Source organism: Candidatus Villigracilis vicinus, assembly GCF_016702885.1.
Classification (GTDB): domain Bacteria; phylum Chloroflexota; class Anaerolineae; order Anaerolineales; family Villigracilaceae; genus Villigracilis; species Villigracilis vicinus.
The window spans coordinates 226,808-243,423 of the sequence record NZ_JADJDD010000030.1; the positions used below are offsets into that span (position 1 = coordinate 226,808).

A 16,616-nucleotide genomic window follows, 5' to 3' on the forward strand; every position below is an offset into this window, starting at 1 on the left:
ACTTCCTTTTTTAAATATTTATGGGATTAGCCGACGATGCCGAGAATATCGCTCTCGCGCAGGATGAGCAGTTTCTTGCCATCCATCTTAACTTCGGTGCCAGAGTACTTGGCGAACAGAATCAGGTCGCCAACTTTCACGTCCATTGCAACGCGTTCGCCTTTTTCATTGCGATCGCCAGGACCCGCTGCCAAGACCTTGCCTTGCTGGGGTTTTTCCTTCGCGGTTTCGGGGAGGATGATACCGCTCGCGGTAATTTCCTCCTGTTCAACGGGCTCGATCAGCACGCGGCTGCCGAGGGGTTTGAACGAAATATTGCTCTTTGCCATTTGATGCCTCCTGTAAGGGGTTTTGATTTTTGAATAATCACAGAATTAGCACTCAATACGTCTGAGTGCTAATTGATATCTTACACACTTAAAATATCATCGTCAAGGGGGAATATAAAAATTCTTACAAATCTCTGACGCTTCACCCGCCTCTTTCCAAGCCTATATCTGCCTCCCCACCCAAGCTTTGTGCCCCGCCTCAACCGACCCAACATCGAAGGGGTGACATGGCTTCAAAAGCTATGCCACCCCTCGGGATTAGGGACTTACGGCGTCGGCGTGGGAGTCACATCCTCCAGCATCGCTGGTTCAATTGTCGGCTCAGGGGTGGAGCCGGTTTCTGTCGTCTCTGGGGTAAAGGAACAAATGGTGCGAACCACTGCCATGTCCGCGGCGATGTTCGCATCGGCAATATATTCAGAGGCTTCAATGATCGTCGCCACTTCCAACGCTTGCGGGCATTTATTGTTCTTGGACGTACTCAACGCCGCCAACTCAGAGGCGAACACATCATAATAATAGACCGTACTTCCATCCAAAGTCAGCGGCTGGACTTCCGCCTCGGTGTCATTCGGTCCGCATCCGCCGCGCCCATCACAAGATTCCGGTCCGGTGCAGCCGTTGATGGCACACCCCAGAGCCAGAATACCGGTCTCATAGTTGCGGTTCTTGTGATACAGCACGCCCAACTCTCCATACAAGACCGGGTTGAACGGCTCAAACTCGATCGCTTTTTGAATGTTGCGGATGGCGATGAAGAACTCACCCATCTGCGAATAGGTCTTGGCAATGGAAATATACGGCGCCGGGTCTTTCACACCCAATTGTGCGTTGATACGGGCGGTCTGCGCAAAATATTCAAGCGACTTTTCGAATAACTGCTTTTGCACTTCTTCATTCGGGCTTTCAAACGCAAGACGGCGATAGCCAGCGCCTGCCCGCAGATAGAGAAAGGTTAAGTTCGGGGTAATGGCAAGCGCGCGATCATAGGATTCAATGGCAAGGGCATATTCACCCAACGACTCAAGTACATAGGCATTCACACGGTGGACGTCCATCAGGCTTGGGTCGGCTTCCAAAGCCTGGTCAATAACCTGTTGCGCCTGCGTCCATTTTTGCTGATCGACCAACACCTCAGCATAGAAAGCTTGCGCCAGCACATTCGTATTATCCAACTGAATGGCTCGCACAGCTTCCTGCTCCGACTTTTGCAGCAACGCTTGCCGCTCACGGTCTTCAGACGTGTACGACGCCTTCCAATTCAAAGCGAATGCCAGCACCGCGTGGGCATTGCTGCTATCCGGGTCCACTTCAATGGCTTTCTCCGCCGACACAATGGCTTCATCCAAACGGGCAAGCAAGTCTTCACGCTGCACGATCAACGCGGTGGAATAGGTCTGAACACGTGATAACTGCGCCCAAACATCTGCGTTGTTAGGATCTACATTGGTGGCTTCCCGATAAGCATCAATGGCAGCTGTCAGCTGACCAGCAGTGAAATACGCGTCACCCTCAAGAGTGTACGAAGCAGCGAAGCGTGTGGGGGTGGCAGTCGGCAAGAACAAAGGCTTAACCTCCCCTTGTTGTACAGAACGGATCAACCAAATGCCTGCCAGGATCAAAACGACGAAGAAAAACATGCGATAGACGCCCGTCTCGTCACGTCGCCGAAAAAGGCTGCGTTTGTTATAGATGTTCATGGGGTGGGGGTGGCTTCCGCTTCCGCTGTCGCAACAGGTTCCTCTGTCGCGGTGGAAAGAGGCGCATCCAGGGTTTGCTGGCAGCGACTGGTGATCTCGTTGGCATTTTCCACTGCCAACTCATCCGCTGGAATACGGGAAACGATCAACTGAGCGATCTGCAGCGCTTCACCGCATTGATCGGTGCGCGAGAGCGCCAAGCCATAGGTAAAATAATATTCAGCAATGCGCGGCGCATCTGGCACGAGGTTGATGACTTCCATTTCAATGCCGTCCTGCGAAAGCCCGCCTTTGACTACATAAGAAAGTTCCTGAATGGCTTCGGTCCAATAGGCGTTGCGGTAATACATTACGCCGAGGTTGCCGCGCAGGTTGGTATCGGCGGGGTTGTTTGTAACAGCAGATTCAGCGAACTGCATGGCTTTGCCGTATTCACCGATGGTGGCATAAGTACGTGAAAGCAACAGGTCTGGGTTGGGGTCTTCGGGGTTGAGCGCGTCGGCACGGGTGAAAGAATCCACGGCTTTGTCATAGATACCAAGGATGCGGTAGTTCCGTCCCATTGCGAGATAGAGATCGGCGATATTGGCATTAATGGCAATGGCGGCTTCATATTCACGGATGGCTTCTTCGTAGTTACCGGTCGCTTCCAAAATATATCCGCGCGCACGATGCGTTTCGATCAGGTCAGGTGCGAGTGCTTGAGCCACTTTGGATTCTTCAATGGCTTTCTCGATCCCATCGAAGGAACCCAAGCCACTGTAATAAGAATCGATCAGGATCTCCACATAATAAGCATGTGCCAGCGCGTTATTCGGATCCAGTTCCAGCGCGCGTTTGATGCTGGATTCAGCTTCGAGATATTCACCTTGAAAGTTCAATGCCCACCCGCGCACGGCATGCGCCATGGAATTGCTCGGGTTGAGCAGCAAGGCATCTTCGGCGGAGATCTGAGCTTCTTTATATTTACCGGCAAATGCCAGGGTGCGTGCCAGCATAATATGAGTGGCAGGATTTTCCGGCTGCGAAACCACTGCCTGCTGATAAGCATCGATGGCGGGCAACAGTTTTCCCTGCTTAAAAAGCCCCTCGGCTTCAGCGATCAATGTCTCCGGTGAGATGGTGGGGGTGGGCGACGGCACACCCAACGGATCGATATCCGCGACCACAAAGCGATTAACATACGCCCCAGCCAATACCAACAGACTCAGTAAAATAATGCGGAACCAGTTCGGGCGGGTCCGCTTTTTGTTCATACTCCATTTACTTCCACGTAGGTACATAAATTTATATTACCATCCGCGGGAAATCACAGTCAAGCAAGGCGGCTAAGTTCTAATTTGCTTCTTATACCCACAAAGGCATAAATTCCCCCTTTTTCCATCAGAAGTGCATGATTTGTGACCGCAGGCATATGTATGCTAAAATCGCCTCATGCAATTTGAGGTATTCACCCTCCTGCCCGAAGTCTTCCCCTCTTATCTTGAAACCAGCATTCTCAAACGCGCACGCGAACGGGGACTGATCCACGTCAACGTTCATAACATCCGCAATTACACTCACGACCGCCACCATACAACTGACGACACACCCTACGGCGGCGGCGGCGGAATGGTCATGAAACCGGAACCGGTCTTCGAAGCCATTGAAACCGTTTTAGGAATCGCGTCACCTCCTTCCACACCTGAGCTTGAGTCACCCCTTCCGATCATTTTACTCACCCCGCAGGGACGTGTCTTTAACCAAAGCATCGCTAAAGAATTATCGCAACACTCAAAGATAGTCCTCCTATGTGGACGTTACGAAGGCATCGATGAACGCATCCGCCAAAATTTGGTCACAGACGAGATCTCCATCGGCGATTACGTGCTCACCGGCGGAGAGATTCCTGCCTTGATCCTCATTGATGCGATCTCGCGGCTCCTGCCCGATGTACTCGGCGACCCCACCGGCGCAGAGGATGACTCTCACGCCATGGGCTTGCTGGAATATCCCCATTACACCCGTCCACCTGAATTTCGCGGCAGCAAAGTGCCCGATGTGCTGCTCTCCGGCGACCATGCCAAGATCGACAAATGGCGCAGAGAACAAGCTCTCGAACGTACATTCAAGAAACGTCCCGACATGCTTGAGAAGGCGGACTTGAGTGAAGCAGACAAAAAATTCATCAAAAGTCTAAAGTCAAATATCGAATGAACTGCGATCCATAAAATCGGACCCATACTCGGAGGAAATTATGTCATCAGCTCGCTTAAACTACGGCAAGACCTTCCTGCTCGGATTTGGATTTTTCGGTGTCAGTGTGATCTGGGGTGTATACAACGCATTCGTCCCCATCTTCCTCGCTGATAAATTCGAGCTCTCCCCGGTGCTGATCGGTTTTTTCATGACTCTCGATAATATCGCAGCATTGTTCATCCAGCCGCCGGTGGGTGCATGGTCAGATAAACTGCGCTCCCCAATGGGACGCCGCATCCCCTTCATACTAATTGGCGCACCGATCACGGCTTTGGCGTTTGGCTTGATCCCGATCGCGGCAGTCCTGCCGCTTTTCGTGGCTTGTACCAGCACGCTTTTGCTCAGCGCGGCGTTATGGCGCACTCCGGTCGTGGCGCTCATGCCCGACATCACCCCTTCAGAGTTCCGCTCCCAGGCGAATGGCATCATCAACTTCATGGGCGGCATTGGCACCATCGTCGCCCTGCAAACCGGCGGCATGCTCTATAAGATGAGCCCTAACTTCCCATTCTGGCTTGGCTCAGGTCTGGTCTTGGTTGCCGTGCTCATCGTGTACCTCTTTATTGAAGAGCCGAAGGAATATGAAACAGCCGAAGAGCAACCCGGCATGCTTGCCAGCCTCAAGGAAGTATTCAGCAACCCCGATAAAAGCGGCATGCGCATTTTGCTCGCCATTTTCTTCTGGTTCATCGGTTTCTCTGCAGTGGAAACCTTCTTCACTTTATATGCCAAGAATCATCTTGGGTTGAATGAGGGCGATGGCGCGACCTTGCTCTCCGTCCTGCCATTGTTCTTCGTACTCTCTGCCATTCCCTCCGGTTTTGTAGCGGGCAAGCTCGGTCGCCGCACCACCATTGCTACAGGGTTGATCATCCTGACCATTATGCTCATTTTGTTATTCATCACACCTGCTGAAGCCCTGTTGACGGGCATCGCCCCGCTCCCGCTGGTCGGCATTCCGCTGGTGGAAGGCGGCGCACGCATGCTCACTCTCGCCGGCGTTCTGCTCATCCTCGGCGGCATCGGCTGGGCGTTCATCAACATCAACTCCCTGCCCATGATCGTAGATCTGACCAGTGCCGCGCGCATCGGCACCTTCACTGGGTTGTATTACATGTTCTCGACCTTCTCTGCCATCGTTGGTCCGAACGTGAACGGCTGGGCAGTGCAGTTAACAGGCGGCAACTACAACATCATCATGCTGATCGCGCCATTCTTTATGTTGATCGCGCTTGGTTTGATGATGGGTGTAAAGAAAGGCGAAGCAACCGTTAGTTAAAGGTGCAAGTGGTGGGTAACAAGTTACTCATTTCGAAATACATCGTTCTGGCGATGACATGTTGGGCGCTTGCAGCCTGCCTGTCATCGCCAGATTGTTTTCGTGAAGATGTCTTCTGCGCAGCATTGGTCACAGACACCCTTGGCATTGCAGATCATGGCATCAATCAAGATGCCTGGGCAGGGCTGCAAGAAGCCTCCATGAACGGGTTGGCAGATCGGGTGGAATTCATTGCCTCTGTGGATGCGCGCGATTACGCAAAGAACATCACCTATTTTACAGACCGTGGCTTTGACGTGATCTTCACCTCCGGCATAGCTTTGGAAGACGCCACGCTTCAAAGTGTGGACCTTGAGCCTGCTGCCACCTTCGTGGGCTTCAACCAAACCTTTGCGGGTTCATACCCCAACCTCATCTCTGTCACCTTCCCTGAAGACCAAATGGGCTTTGCCGCCGGGGTCAGCGCTGCACAATTGACACAGACTGGAATTGTGGCGGCCGTTTGCGAAACCTCCGGTATCGACGCGATGTGGCGCTACTGCGAAGGCTTTCGCGCAGGAGTAAAGTTCGCGACCAGCGAGATCATCTCTCTGGTCGTCTACCGAGAAAATGGAGACCGTGAGAAATTATTTATAGATGAGGCATGGGGCTACGAAACTGCCACAGATTTGATCCGCCGCGGCGCCGATGTGCTCTTTGCGGCAGGTGGGGTAACCGGGCAAGGAGCATTAAAAGCGGCTTCAGAATTTGGCGTGTACGCCATTGGGGCAGAGCGCAACCAGGCAGCGGCATTGGGAGAATCCGGCTCGGGCGTGGTCACTTCTTTTTATGGGCAGACCCAGTTCGAGGTTCAGGAAGTGATGCGTGAGGTACAGCAGGGGAACATCCAAAATTTTCGAATCGGAAAAATTCAGTTTACGGCGCTAAATCCAACGTTTTCGCCTGAATTTAGCCTTCAAATGGAGGTTTTACTGGCAGCCTTGGCGAAGGGCGAGCTTGAACCAACCGTTACAGATCCGCGTTAACATTGCGCTCTCTTGCACAAAGATTGGAGTAGATTTATACTTACAAGCGTCGTAAGGTTCGCAAAAATGCTAACCTTTCTAATTACTATCTTCTAGAGGAGAAGAAATAACATGAAGAAGCTTTACTTTGTTATGGTAGCTTTGATCATCGCCTCGATGATTCTCGCTGCCTGTGGCGCCCCTGCCGCAACTGAAGAAGCCATGACCGAAGAGGCCATGACTGAAGCCCCTGCTACCGAAGCTGCCGCCACTGAAGCCCCCGCTACCGAAGCTGCCGCTGTCGTTAAAGTTGGTCAGGTGACCGACCTCGGCGGTATCGATGACAAGTCCTTCAACGCCACTGCTTACGCCGGTGTTGAAAAGGCTGTTGCCGAACTCGGTGTGGAAGGCAAATATCTCGAATCCACCCAGCAGGCTGACTACGCCAAGAACGTTCAGCAGTTTGTGGATGAAGACACCAACCTGATCATCACCGTCGGTTTCTTGCTCGGCGTTGATACTGCCACCGCTGCCAAGGCGAATCCTGATACTCACTTCGCGATCGTGGACTACTCCTACCCTGACTGCTTCGGCGACCCCGCTGAAGAAGGCAAGAGCTGCGGTTCCGCAAGCGAACTTCCCAATGTTCTCGGTTTGACCTTCGCCATTGACCAGGCTGGCTTCCTCGCTGGTTATGCTGCGGCTGGTTCCACCCAGACCGGCAAGGTTGCAACCTTCGGTGGTATCAACATTCCGCCCGTTGTTTCCTTCATGATCGGTTACGAAAAGGGTGTTCAGTACTACAACGAACAGAATGGCACCGCTGTGGAAGTCCTCGGCTGGAGCACCGAAGCCAATGATGGTTCCTTCACCGGTAACTTCGACTCCCTCGATGACGGACGCTCCTTCGCTGAATCCTTCGTTCAGGAAGGCGCCGACATCATCCTGCCGGTAGCTGGACCTGTCGGTCTCGGCTCCGCTGCCTACTGCCAGGAATCCGGCGCCTGCAAGATCATCGGCGTGGACACTGACTGGACCGTTTCCTCCCCCGAATACACCGACATCATCCTCACCAGCATTCTCAAGAACATGAATGTTGCTGTGTTCGATGCCATTCAGGCTGAAGTCGACGGCACCTTTGCTGGCGGCATGTATGTCGGCACCGTTGAAAACGGCGGCGTTGGCATTTCTGACGTTGCTGGCGCTTCTGACGAACTCAAGGCTCAACTTGATGCCGTCAAGCAGGGCATCATCGACGGCTCCATCGCCACAAAGTAAATTACCATCCTGCATTAAAAAAAGCCGGGGGAGGTTTCTCCTCCGGCTTTTTCCTTCCCTAAATCCCGAAGGTGTTTTCGTCGTAGTCCCCAATTCGCATGCACGTCCTTTATAATGGGGCAGTGCAAAAAAGATCTTTTGGATTTATTGAATTCAGGCATCATGGAGGGCATGTATGACAAATGTTCTGGAATTGCGCGGTATTACCAAACGTTTCCCCGGCGTTCTTGCAAACAATAAGATCGATATTACGCTGCGAGAGGGAAAGATATTAGCCCTGCTGGGGGAAAACGGCGCAGGCAAAAGCACGTTGATGAACATCCTGTATGGGTTATATAAACCAGATGAAGGCAAGATCATTGTCCGCGGCAAAGAGGTGGAAATTCAAGGACCGAACGATGCGATCGCACAAGGTATCGGCATGGTGCATCAACACTTCATGTTGGTTCCGGTGATGACTGTCACTGAGAATGTGATGCTCGGCATCGAACCCACCAAGAACGGCATCTTCCTAGATAAGGAAAAAGTGGCGAACCGGATCCGCGAGATCTCGGATGAGTACGGTCTGGAAGTAGATCCGCATTCTTACATCAAAGATCTTCCGGTGGGTATTCAACAGCGCGTGGAGATCATCAAGGTTCTCTACCGCCATGCCGATATCCTCATTCTTGACGAGCCGACGGCTGTGCTCACCCCGCAGGAAGTGGAAGGCTTGTTCAAGATCATTGATACGCTCATCAAAGCGGGCAAATCCATCATTTTTATTACACACAAGTTAAAAGAAGTTTTAGCCGTCGCCGATGACATCACTGTCCTGCGGCTTGGAACCGTTGTTGGCTCAATCGACCCGAAAGAAGCCACCTCCGAGATCCTCGCCACCATGATGGTGGGACGTGACGTGAACCTGGTCGTGGAGAAAAAGCTCTCCGAGCCGGGTGCCCCCGTGATCGTTGTGGAAGATCTCCATGTCCGCGACGAACGCCAGCACATGACGGTTCAGGGAGTTTCGTTCGATGTACGCAAAGGTGAAGTTCTCGGCATTGCCGGGGTGCAGGGAAATGGTCAAACCGAGTTGGTATATGCCCTTACCGGACTTTTGCCGCTCGATACGGGTACCATCCGTCTGCTGGATGAGCCCATCCATAACACAACGCCGCGCAATATTCTAGAGCGCGGTGTGGCGCATATCCCTGAAGACCGCCAGCGCCATGGTTTAATCCTTTCTTTCCCCATTCACGACAATATGATGTTGTGCACCTATTACAAGCCACCTTTTGCCAAGGGAGTCTCCCTTCAGAAAAAGTCCATCTTTAGCAACGCCGAAGAATTGGTGAAGCAATACGATGTGCGCACGCCGAACATTTACGTCAATGCGGGAACGCTTTCAGGCGGCAACCAGCAAAAAGTGATCGTGGCTCGCGAGTTCTCGCGCCCGATCGAATTGCTGATCGCCTCGCAACCGACCCGTGGTCTGGATGTAGGTTCGATCGAGTACATCCACTCCCAGATCATCAAAAAACGCGACGAGGGTGCCGGGGTCCTGTTGGTCTCCTCCGAGTTGGATGAGATTCTCGCTCTCTCCGATCGCATTGCAGTGATGTACAAGGGACAGATCATGGCAATCGTTGATGCGAACAAGGCAAGCAAAGAACAACTTGGCTTGCTGATGGCGGGCGTTCACCCCTCCGAAACCTCGAATAAGAATTAGGAGTTGTATCTGTGAGTACTACAGCCGCTCCCGCCCCAGACGCCGGGAAAAAAGAAAACAAACGCAACGCGCTCGCACAGGAATTGTTGATCCCTGTGCTCGCCGTTCTAACAGGATTGATCGTTGGCGCGATCGTGATCGTTGCCAGTGGTGAAAATCCCTTCGTTGCATACGGTGCACTCTTTGCCGGTTCCTTCGGCACACCCGCTGATTATATTGCAGGCTTTCAATCCTACTTTGCCACTGGTGATACCGAGGCTTTACTGAAAGCCATTTATCCCTTCACTGAAAGTCTTGTCACTGCCACTCCGTATATTTTCGCCGGTCTGTCGGTGGCGTTGGGCTTCCGTTGCGGTCTCTTTAACATCGGAGCAGAGGGGCAGTTCTTCATCGGCGCACTGGCTTCAGCCTTTGTTGGCTACAGCCTTAAGGGACTGCCGATGATCATCCATTTGCCGCTTGCCATTTTAGGCGGTGCGTTAGGCGGCGCGATCTGGGGCATGATCCCCGGCTATCTAAAAGCCCGCTTCGGCGCGCATGAAGTGGTCAACACCATCATGATGAACTGGATCGCCTTCCGTTTGAGCGACTGGCTGCTCAGCGGTCCAATGCAATCTTCAGGGTTTCGCCCGGTAACGCCAAATATTGAAGCCAGCGCAGAATTGCCGCGTTTCTTTGCTTCGCCCTTGCGCTTCAACCTCGGCTTCTTCATAGCTTTACTGGTGGCGTATCTGGTCTATTGGCTCCTATTCAAGACCACGATCGGGTTTGAGATCCGTTCGGTGGGTGCCAACCCGGATGCTGCCAAGTATGCAGGCATGAACATCATCCGCAATTTCGTACTAGTCATGTTCCTTGCAGGCGGACTTGCCGGTCTGGCAGGAGCTTCGCAAGTTCTCGGCGTTGACCACTGGGTGGGGCAGGGTTTTTCTGCCGGGTACGGGTTCGATGCGATCGCGCTTGCTCTGCTTGGCAGAAGTCACCCAGCTGGGGTTGTATTGGCGGCGCTCCTGTTCGGTTTCCTCCGCAGCGGCGCAACGGATATGCAATCCATGGCTGGAATTCCCATCGATATTATCTCGATCATTCAAGGCATGGTGATCGTCTTTATCGCCGCGCCAGATATTATCCGCTGGTTGTACCGAATCCGCTCTCTTAAAGTTGAAGGCACGGTATTGACCCGCGGCTGGGGCAAATAAACGAGGCTGGTATGGCAAACACAAATATTGAACCCAATCTGGTGGCAGACAAACGCAAACGCATTTCCTACGGGAGTACGCTGCTCGTGGCAGGTCTGATCATTTATCTACTATTCGGTTTGAATACCCAGAGCGGCGTTCAAACTACGTTTGGATTAAACCTTTCCAATTCACAAGCGATAACTGTGCCGGATTTTGTCGTTCCCGCACAACCCATGATTTACCTGATGTCAGCAATTTCAGTTTTTGCCGGGGCGTATCAATTGGCACGCGGTGTACGTTCCACTGGAACATTAATTGGCATTCTGGCTTTCACATTTGTATTCGCCTTCCTCATGTGGGCAGCACAGGATAAATCCTTTAACTTAACGGGCATGTTGAGCAGTTCACTGGTTCGCGCCACCCCTATTGCTCTGGCAGCGTTGTGCGGTGTGATCAGCGAACGTTCAGCAGTCATCAACATCGGTATCGAAGGCATCATGCTGATCGCGGCACAGATCGCAGTCATCACCGCCACTGTAAGTCATAACTTATACGTGGGGTTATTCGCCGCTATTTTAGTGGGAGGACTGGTCGCTGCCTTGCATGCCTACCTTGTCATCCGCTTTAAAGTAGACCAAACTGTAAGCAGTGTCGCCATCAACATTTTCGGCGCAGGAGCCACGGCATTCATCAGTTCACGCTTCATGCAAAGCGCAGGTGACCTACTGAATAACTCTGGCACATTCCCCATCATCTCCATTCCACTGTTTGCAAAGATCCCCGTGTTGGGACCGGTCTTTTTCGAAAACAACCTGATCGTTTACCTGGCGATCATTTTGGTCGTCGTCATGCACATTGTTATGTATTACACCCCCTGGGGCTTGCGCACCCGTGCGGTTGGCGAGCACCCCAAGGCAGCAGACACACTGGGCATTAACGTGTATCTGACTCGCTATGTCAATGTGATTGCAGGCGGTATGATCGCCGGGCTGGGCGGCGCCTATTTCACCATTGGCTCCGTTGGGCGCTTTGACGAAGCCATGACAGCCGGGAAAGGCTTCATTGGGCTTGCCGCCATGATCTTCGGGAATTGGAATCCGATCGGCGCATACACCTCTTCGCTCATCTTCGGCTTCGCAGATTCTCTGCAGGTGAAATTGCAGATCCTGCGCGTCCCGATCCCCTCGGAGTTTTTACTCATGGCTCCGTATATCGTGACCATGATCATCCTGACTGGTGTGGTCGGGCGTGCCATCCCGCCCGCAGCGGATGGGCAGCCTTACGAGAAATAAGCGCTTCTTTCTCCATTTCGATTGATACTACAAAAACAGGAGTTTCCCAACTCCTGTTTTTGTTTGGGAATTAAGATGGATAACCCGTCCCCTTTCTTGCGGTAAAATATTTTTAATTAAAGAGGAGAATCATGAGAAAATTAACACGCCAATTCCACTTATTCATCGTTTGCATCCTATTCTTGAGTGCCTGCAACCTGCCCTCTAACGACCCGCAAGGTGCAGAAGCCAATGCAACCTTTGCTGCGCAAACAGTGGCTGCCTTGATAAATATCAGCGCCACCCCCACCTTTACTCCTGTGGGGAGCGGGTTGCCTGCAACCAGCACATCAACCCCTTCACTCACCAGCACGAATACACCAGCATTTACCGCCACGCCTGTATGTCCGCAAGCGCAATTCGTCACAGATGTGACCATCCCCGATGGGACAGTCATGTCACAGGGGCAGGCTTTCACCAAAAAGTGGCGGATCAAAAACACCGGCACTTGTGCCTGGAATGGCTACACCCTCGTCTTTGATAGCGGCGATGTCATGAGCGGACCTGCATCTCAGCCGATCGGTGCTGTTAACCCAGGGCAGGAAATTGACCTGGAGGTAAACCTCACCGCCCCCAATACAGCCGGAAATTACCGTGGTTATTGGCGCATTGTCTCAAATAACAATGTGTTGGTACCCGTTCTGAATGGCTATCAGGGTAGAGCCTTCTATGTAGACATCAAAGTCCAGGCGCCTGCTACTGCCACAGCCACAAACACACTCCCCGCACTTCCACCCGCCATTGCTCAGGTCATTCTAACGACTCTGAGTGGCGAAGATGGACACGTAACATCCACTGGAACCACCAACGGAAATCCAAATGTAGGTGATAGCAGTTCAAATGAAGGCTTACAGGCTTTCGTAAGTTTCGACATGTCCCTGATCCCATCAGGTGCCACGATTACAAAAGTAGTTGTAGATTTCAGCAGCTATGACATGCTTGGTACCCCATTCAGCCTTGCAGACGGGTGTTTGCGAGCTTATGCTCAAAACTTTGGTGCTATGGATGCAGGTGACTATGTTGCTTCAGGCGACCCAACCGGTGCATACATCCGCTGGTGCGGTGCCGGTGAACTCAGTTCCCAATTTGAAAGTGCTGATATGAAAACTTTGGTTCAAAGCGCAGTGGGCACATCGAGATTGCAACTGCGTCTGCAGTTTAAATCACCTAATCCGAATGGCAACGGTGTTGCAGATGCCGTCCGTTTTGGGACTGTGAAGCTAATTGTGACGTATCAATAAAATAATAAAGCATTAATCCAACAACGCCCGCAAATGCGGGCGTTGTCATTTAACAGTATAATTTTCTACGAAATACGAAAGGAAAAAAATGCTCAAAACTAAACTACAAACCCTGCTCACCCTGACCTTTATCGTTGCAGCGCTCATTACCGCCTGCGGCGGCAGCGAAGAGGAAAATCAGGCGATCATTCAAACCTCCGTGGCAGAAACAGTGGCAGCCCAGGCGCCGAGCGAAGCCCCTGTCACCGAAACCCCAGCTGAAACCCTCGTTCCGACCAAGACACCATTCGCCATGCCCACTCTTGGCTCTCCGATCCCGCTGGTCTCTCCCACTACAGGCGTGACCACAGGCAAGGTCGAATGCGCCAAAGCCAGCCTGCAAGACGAAACCGTGGTGGATGGCAAGATATTCAAACCTGGTGTTCAATTCACCAAGACCTGGTATATCACCAATACCAGCACCTGCGTTTGGGATACCACCTACAAGATCGTTTTCTGGTCAGGTGATATTCTTGGCGGTGGCTATGTCTATCAACTCCCCCAAGTTACAGGACCCGGACAAACTGTGCCTATTTCACTGGTCTTAACAGCCCCCGCCACCGCAGGGAAATTTCACTCCGAATGGAAATTACAAACTCCAGATGGCATCAACTTTGGCGTTGGTGTCTATCAGGCAGCCTTCTACACCGATATCGAAGTTGCCAATCTCACCACCACCACCGCCATCGCCTATGACATTGTGGATGTAACCATGGAGATCGACCGCGAACCCGATTATGGTTGTCAACCTGCGAACATGGTTTACACTTCCATTATTACCATCACCACCAACGGTCCGCTGAAATTCACATACCAAGTCCGCCAACAAGATGGTAACAACGATTATAAGAGAACAGTCACAATGAAGGAAGCTGGGAAGTTAGTAGATACCGACCATGTCTGGAAATTAGGACGCGCCGCATCACAAAACAGCAACCGTTGGATGCAGGTTGTTATCCTTGAACCTTTCTATAGAGAATACCCCTTGATCCCCTTCGAATTCTACTGCCCCTAACCATATAAAAAGAAGCCGGGTTACACCGGCTTCTTTTTATTGGGAACCTCGCGGACAGGTCGAGCGTCTTTAATGATTGAAAAGAAACGGAGGAAGCATGTCTCGTAGATACTCACCCCTACTCATTCTGGTTATCATTCTATTGACTGTTCAACTCGCCTGTAACCTGCCTTCAAGCTCGGCGACGCCTGATCCCTTTGCCACCCTGAACGGACTCTACACCGCTTCGGCTCAGACTCAGGCGGCAGCGGGTACCGTCACCCCAGGCTTGCCCCAACCGACCGTGACTCTGGCAGGCTCGCCTACAGCGACGAATCAGCCTGTGGTGCAGCCGCCCAGTTCCACGTCCAAGTGTGATGCGGCACTGTTCCTCGCTGATGTGACCTACCCCGATGGCAGCATCGTCCCACGTAACACTACTTTCGTCAAAGTATGGCGCATCCGCAATGTGGGCACTTGCACCTGGTCTACTTCATATGCCGTCGTCTTCTCCAGCGGCGACGGCATGAGCGCGCCTGTCTCCGTCCCCATGCCGGGTAGTGTGGCGCCGGGGCAATACATTGAGATCCCCGTCACGATGATCTCACCTGGCAACGACGGAAAATACCGCGGCTATTGGAAGATCCGCAACGCTTCGGGAACACTGTTTGGTATCGGCGATCAGGCAGATACCGCTTTCTGGGTGGATATCCGCGTAACAGGTCCCTCGTTCGTTGCCTACAACTTCGCAGACAATTACTGCAAGGCAGATTGGTCAAACGGCAGTGCCACCCTGCCTTGCCCCGGAACAGAAGGCGATGCGAACGGATATATCCTGCGTTTAAACAACCCTAGAATGGAAGATGGTTCTATTGAAGATGAATTTGGTTTGCTGGCGGTGCCGCCCGATAAGAACAACGGCATCATCAGCGGGCAGTTCCCAGCATTCACAGTGCAAGGCGGCGACCGCTTCCGTACCATCATCAATTGTCAGCGTGATGCAGTGAAATGCAATGTGATCTTCCGCCTCGACTACTTGAACAACGGCGTGGTAAATACTTTTGCCAGTTGGGCAGAAGTATACGAAGGGAAATATTATCCGGTTGACCTTGACCTTGGCGCTCTGACGGGGCAAACGGTCAAATTCATTCTGGTGGTCAGCGCGAATGGCGGAAACAACCAGGATCTTGCCATTTGGTTAAATCCTCATATTGTGCGCCAAGGCGTGGCTCCCACTGCCACGAACACCCCGACCTTCACTGCAACCTTCACACCCACCATAACTCTAACTTCAACACAAACGCTTACGCCAACATTTACACCCACCGCTACCTCTACATCCACACCGACCAATACCCCCACTCCGTAAGAGATTTTTTCACCACAGAGAACACGGAAAGAATGTAAAAAATCATCCTCCGTGTTCTCTGTGGTGATTCCTTTTTTTGTTTATAAGCCAGACACCTGCGCAGTCTGCTTATAAAACCCCTTCCTGGGTGCGTTATAATAAAGTTAACCATTTTCGGAGGTTTCACCATGAATTTTCGTACGTTTCGCCGGTTGGCGGGACTCATCCTTGCAGCAATGCTCTTGAGTGCCTGTAACATAGGATTAACTCCGCCGCCGCCCACTCAGGATGTTGGTGCGATTCAGACTCAGGCATTTGGGAGTGTGCTGACCCAAGCCGCCCAAAATTCCACACAAACGGCTGCTGCGATTCCCCCTACCCCAATTCCCACCAATACGATCGCACCCACCAATACACTGCCCGCGATCCCCACAAGTGATGCGTTCGGCATTCCCACGAACACGCCCTTTACCTTTAATACCCAGCAACCAGGGTTAACTCCGCAAGCTGGTGGGCTTTCGTTCACTGCCACGGTTGGCTCGTATAGCACAGTTACCACGCAGAACGGCTGTAGTAACGGCTACCTCGTCAGCGAATCACAGCCTTATGATGGAAAGACCATTCTTTTCAATACAGACTTCACCAAAAGCTGGGATTTCATCAATACTGGAACCTGCGCCTGGGACGAAGGCTATACCTTTGCCTTCGTTGCCGAATTCTCCACAGGTCCCATATATGTACTTCCCAAGAAAGACTATATCATCCCCAAGACAGGTCCATTCGTAAAGCCAGGCGCAACCGGAACCTTTTCCGTTCCAATGAGGGCGCCCAAAGACCCTGGCGATTACACCTGGTACTTTAAACTCAAAGATGACGCCGGACAATATTTTGGCTCACTAGTGTGGGTCAGGATCATCTCAGTAAGAGAATAAAAAAAATATAAAAG

General features: G+C 52.1%; 14 protein-coding genes. 11 read left to right on the forward strand and 3 right to left on the reverse strand.

Features of this window, described 5'->3' with window-relative positions; translation table 11 throughout:
* Positions 1-26: 26 nt before the first annotated feature.
* The 3 genes from groES to IPG80_RS22005 all read right to left on the reverse strand — a co-directional run bounded on the left by groES (position 27) and on the right by IPG80_RS22005 (position 3,285).
* On the reverse strand, positions 27-314 hold the full coding sequence (gene groES, locus IPG80_RS21995) for a co-chaperone GroES (protein WP_345112261.1): 288 nt from the start codon (positions 312-314) through the stop codon (positions 27-29).
* A gap of 281 nt (positions 315-595) precedes the next feature.
* On the reverse strand, positions 596-2,029 hold the full coding sequence (locus tag IPG80_RS22000) for a tetratricopeptide repeat protein (protein ID WP_345111973.1): 1,434 nt from the start codon (positions 2,027-2,029) through the stop codon (positions 596-598).
* Positions 2,026-3,285: a tetratricopeptide repeat protein gene (locus IPG80_RS22005; RefSeq protein ID WP_345111977.1), complete on the reverse strand. Its 1,260-nt coding sequence runs from the start codon at positions 3,283-3,285 to the stop codon at positions 2,026-2,028. Before IPG80_RS22005 ends, IPG80_RS22000 begins: the two co-directional genes overlap by 4 nt.
* A 178-nt stretch (positions 3,286-3,463) precedes the next feature.
* Between IPG80_RS22005 and trmD the strand changes: the two genes are divergently transcribed.
* The 11 genes from trmD to IPG80_RS22060 all read left to right on the forward strand — a co-directional run bounded on the left by trmD (position 3,464) and on the right by IPG80_RS22060 (position 16,602).
* Complete coding sequence (gene trmD, locus IPG80_RS22010; RefSeq protein WP_345111980.1) at positions 3,464-4,225, forward strand: tRNA (guanosine(37)-N1)-methyltransferase TrmD; 762 nt, start codon at positions 3,464-3,466, stop codon at positions 4,223-4,225.
* A gap of 40 nt (positions 4,226-4,265) precedes the next feature.
* Positions 4,266-5,546, forward strand: coding sequence for an MFS transporter (locus tag IPG80_RS22015; protein ID WP_345111983.1), 1,281 nt, complete (start codon positions 4,266-4,268; stop codon positions 5,544-5,546).
* Between the two features lie 11 nt (positions 5,547-5,557).
* Entirely contained in the window at positions 5,558-6,571 is a 1,014-nt protein-coding gene (locus IPG80_RS22020) for a BMP family ABC transporter substrate-binding protein (RefSeq protein WP_345111985.1), read from the forward strand.
* 111 nt (positions 6,572-6,682) lie between these two features.
* Positions 6,683-7,828: a BMP family ABC transporter substrate-binding protein gene (locus tag IPG80_RS22025; protein WP_345111987.1), complete on the forward strand. Its 1,146-nt coding sequence runs from the start codon at positions 6,683-6,685 to the stop codon at positions 7,826-7,828.
* 175 nt (positions 7,829-8,003) lie between these two features.
* Positions 8,004-9,536, forward strand: coding sequence for an ABC transporter ATP-binding protein (locus IPG80_RS22030; RefSeq protein WP_345111990.1), 1,533 nt, complete (start codon positions 8,004-8,006; stop codon positions 9,534-9,536).
* 11 nt (positions 9,537-9,547) lie between these two features.
* Complete coding sequence (locus IPG80_RS22035; protein ID WP_345111993.1) at positions 9,548-10,735, forward strand: ABC transporter permease; 1,188 nt, start codon at positions 9,548-9,550, stop codon at positions 10,733-10,735.
* 11 nt (positions 10,736-10,746) lie between these two features.
* Positions 10,747-12,009, forward strand: a complete 1,263-nt coding sequence (locus IPG80_RS22040) for an ABC transporter permease (RefSeq protein WP_345111996.1) — start codon at positions 10,747-10,749, stop codon at positions 12,007-12,009.
* Positions 12,010-12,140: 131 nt separating this feature from the next.
* Positions 12,141-13,289: an NBR1-Ig-like domain-containing protein gene (locus IPG80_RS22045; RefSeq protein WP_345111999.1), complete on the forward strand. Its 1,149-nt coding sequence runs from the start codon at positions 12,141-12,143 to the stop codon at positions 13,287-13,289.
* Between the two features lie 88 nt (positions 13,290-13,377).
* A complete protein-coding gene (locus IPG80_RS22050; RefSeq protein ID WP_345112002.1) occupies positions 13,378-14,343 on the forward strand; it encodes an NBR1-Ig-like domain-containing protein in 966 nt (321 codons plus the stop codon).
* A 97-nt stretch (positions 14,344-14,440) separates the two neighbouring features.
* The gene (locus IPG80_RS22055) at positions 14,441-15,691 is read left to right on the forward strand and encodes an NBR1-Ig-like domain-containing protein (protein WP_345112006.1); all 1,251 of its coding nucleotides are present in this window, start codon (positions 14,441-14,443) and stop codon (positions 15,689-15,691) included.
* 167 nt (positions 15,692-15,858) lie between these two features.
* Positions 15,859-16,602, forward strand: a complete 744-nt coding sequence (locus IPG80_RS22060; protein ID WP_345112009.1) for an NBR1-Ig-like domain-containing protein — start codon at positions 15,859-15,861, stop codon at positions 16,600-16,602.
* Positions 16,603-16,616 lie beyond the last annotated feature (14 nt).

Bases quoted from the DNA above. Each gene is read 5' to 3' on its own strand.
- IPG80_RS22050 (WP_345112002.1), top strand. From the start codon at position 13,378: ATGCTCAAAACTAAACTACAAACCCTGCTCACCCTGACCTTTATCGTT.
- trmD (WP_345111980.1), top strand. From the start codon at position 3,464: ATGCAATTTGAGGTATTCACCCTCCTGCCCGAAGTCTTCCCCTCTTAT.
- IPG80_RS22040 (WP_345111996.1), top strand. From the start codon at position 10,747: ATGGCAAACACAAATATTGAACCCAATCTGGTGGCAGACAAACGCAAA.
- IPG80_RS22055 (WP_345112006.1), top strand. From the start codon at position 14,441: ATGTCTCGTAGATACTCACCCCTACTCATTCTGGTTATCATTCTATTG.
- IPG80_RS22060 (WP_345112009.1), top strand. From the start codon at position 15,859: ATGAATTTTCGTACGTTTCGCCGGTTGGCGGGACTCATCCTTGCAGCA.
- IPG80_RS22025 (WP_345111987.1), top strand. From the start codon at position 6,683: ATGAAGAAGCTTTACTTTGTTATGGTAGCTTTGATCATCGCCTCGATG.
- IPG80_RS22015 (WP_345111983.1), top strand. From the start codon at position 4,266: ATGTCATCAGCTCGCTTAAACTACGGCAAGACCTTCCTGCTCGGATTT.
- IPG80_RS22045 (WP_345111999.1), top strand. From the start codon at position 12,141: ATGAGAAAATTAACACGCCAATTCCACTTATTCATCGTTTGCATCCTA.
- IPG80_RS22005 (WP_345111977.1), bottom strand. From the start codon at position 3,285: ATGAACAAAAAGCGGACCCGCCCGAACTGGTTCCGCATTATTTTACTG.
- IPG80_RS22000 (WP_345111973.1), bottom strand. From the start codon at position 2,029: ATGAACATCTATAACAAACGCAGCCTTTTTCGGCGACGTGACGAGACG.
- IPG80_RS22030 (WP_345111990.1), top strand. From the start codon at position 8,004: ATGACAAATGTTCTGGAATTGCGCGGTATTACCAAACGTTTCCCCGGC.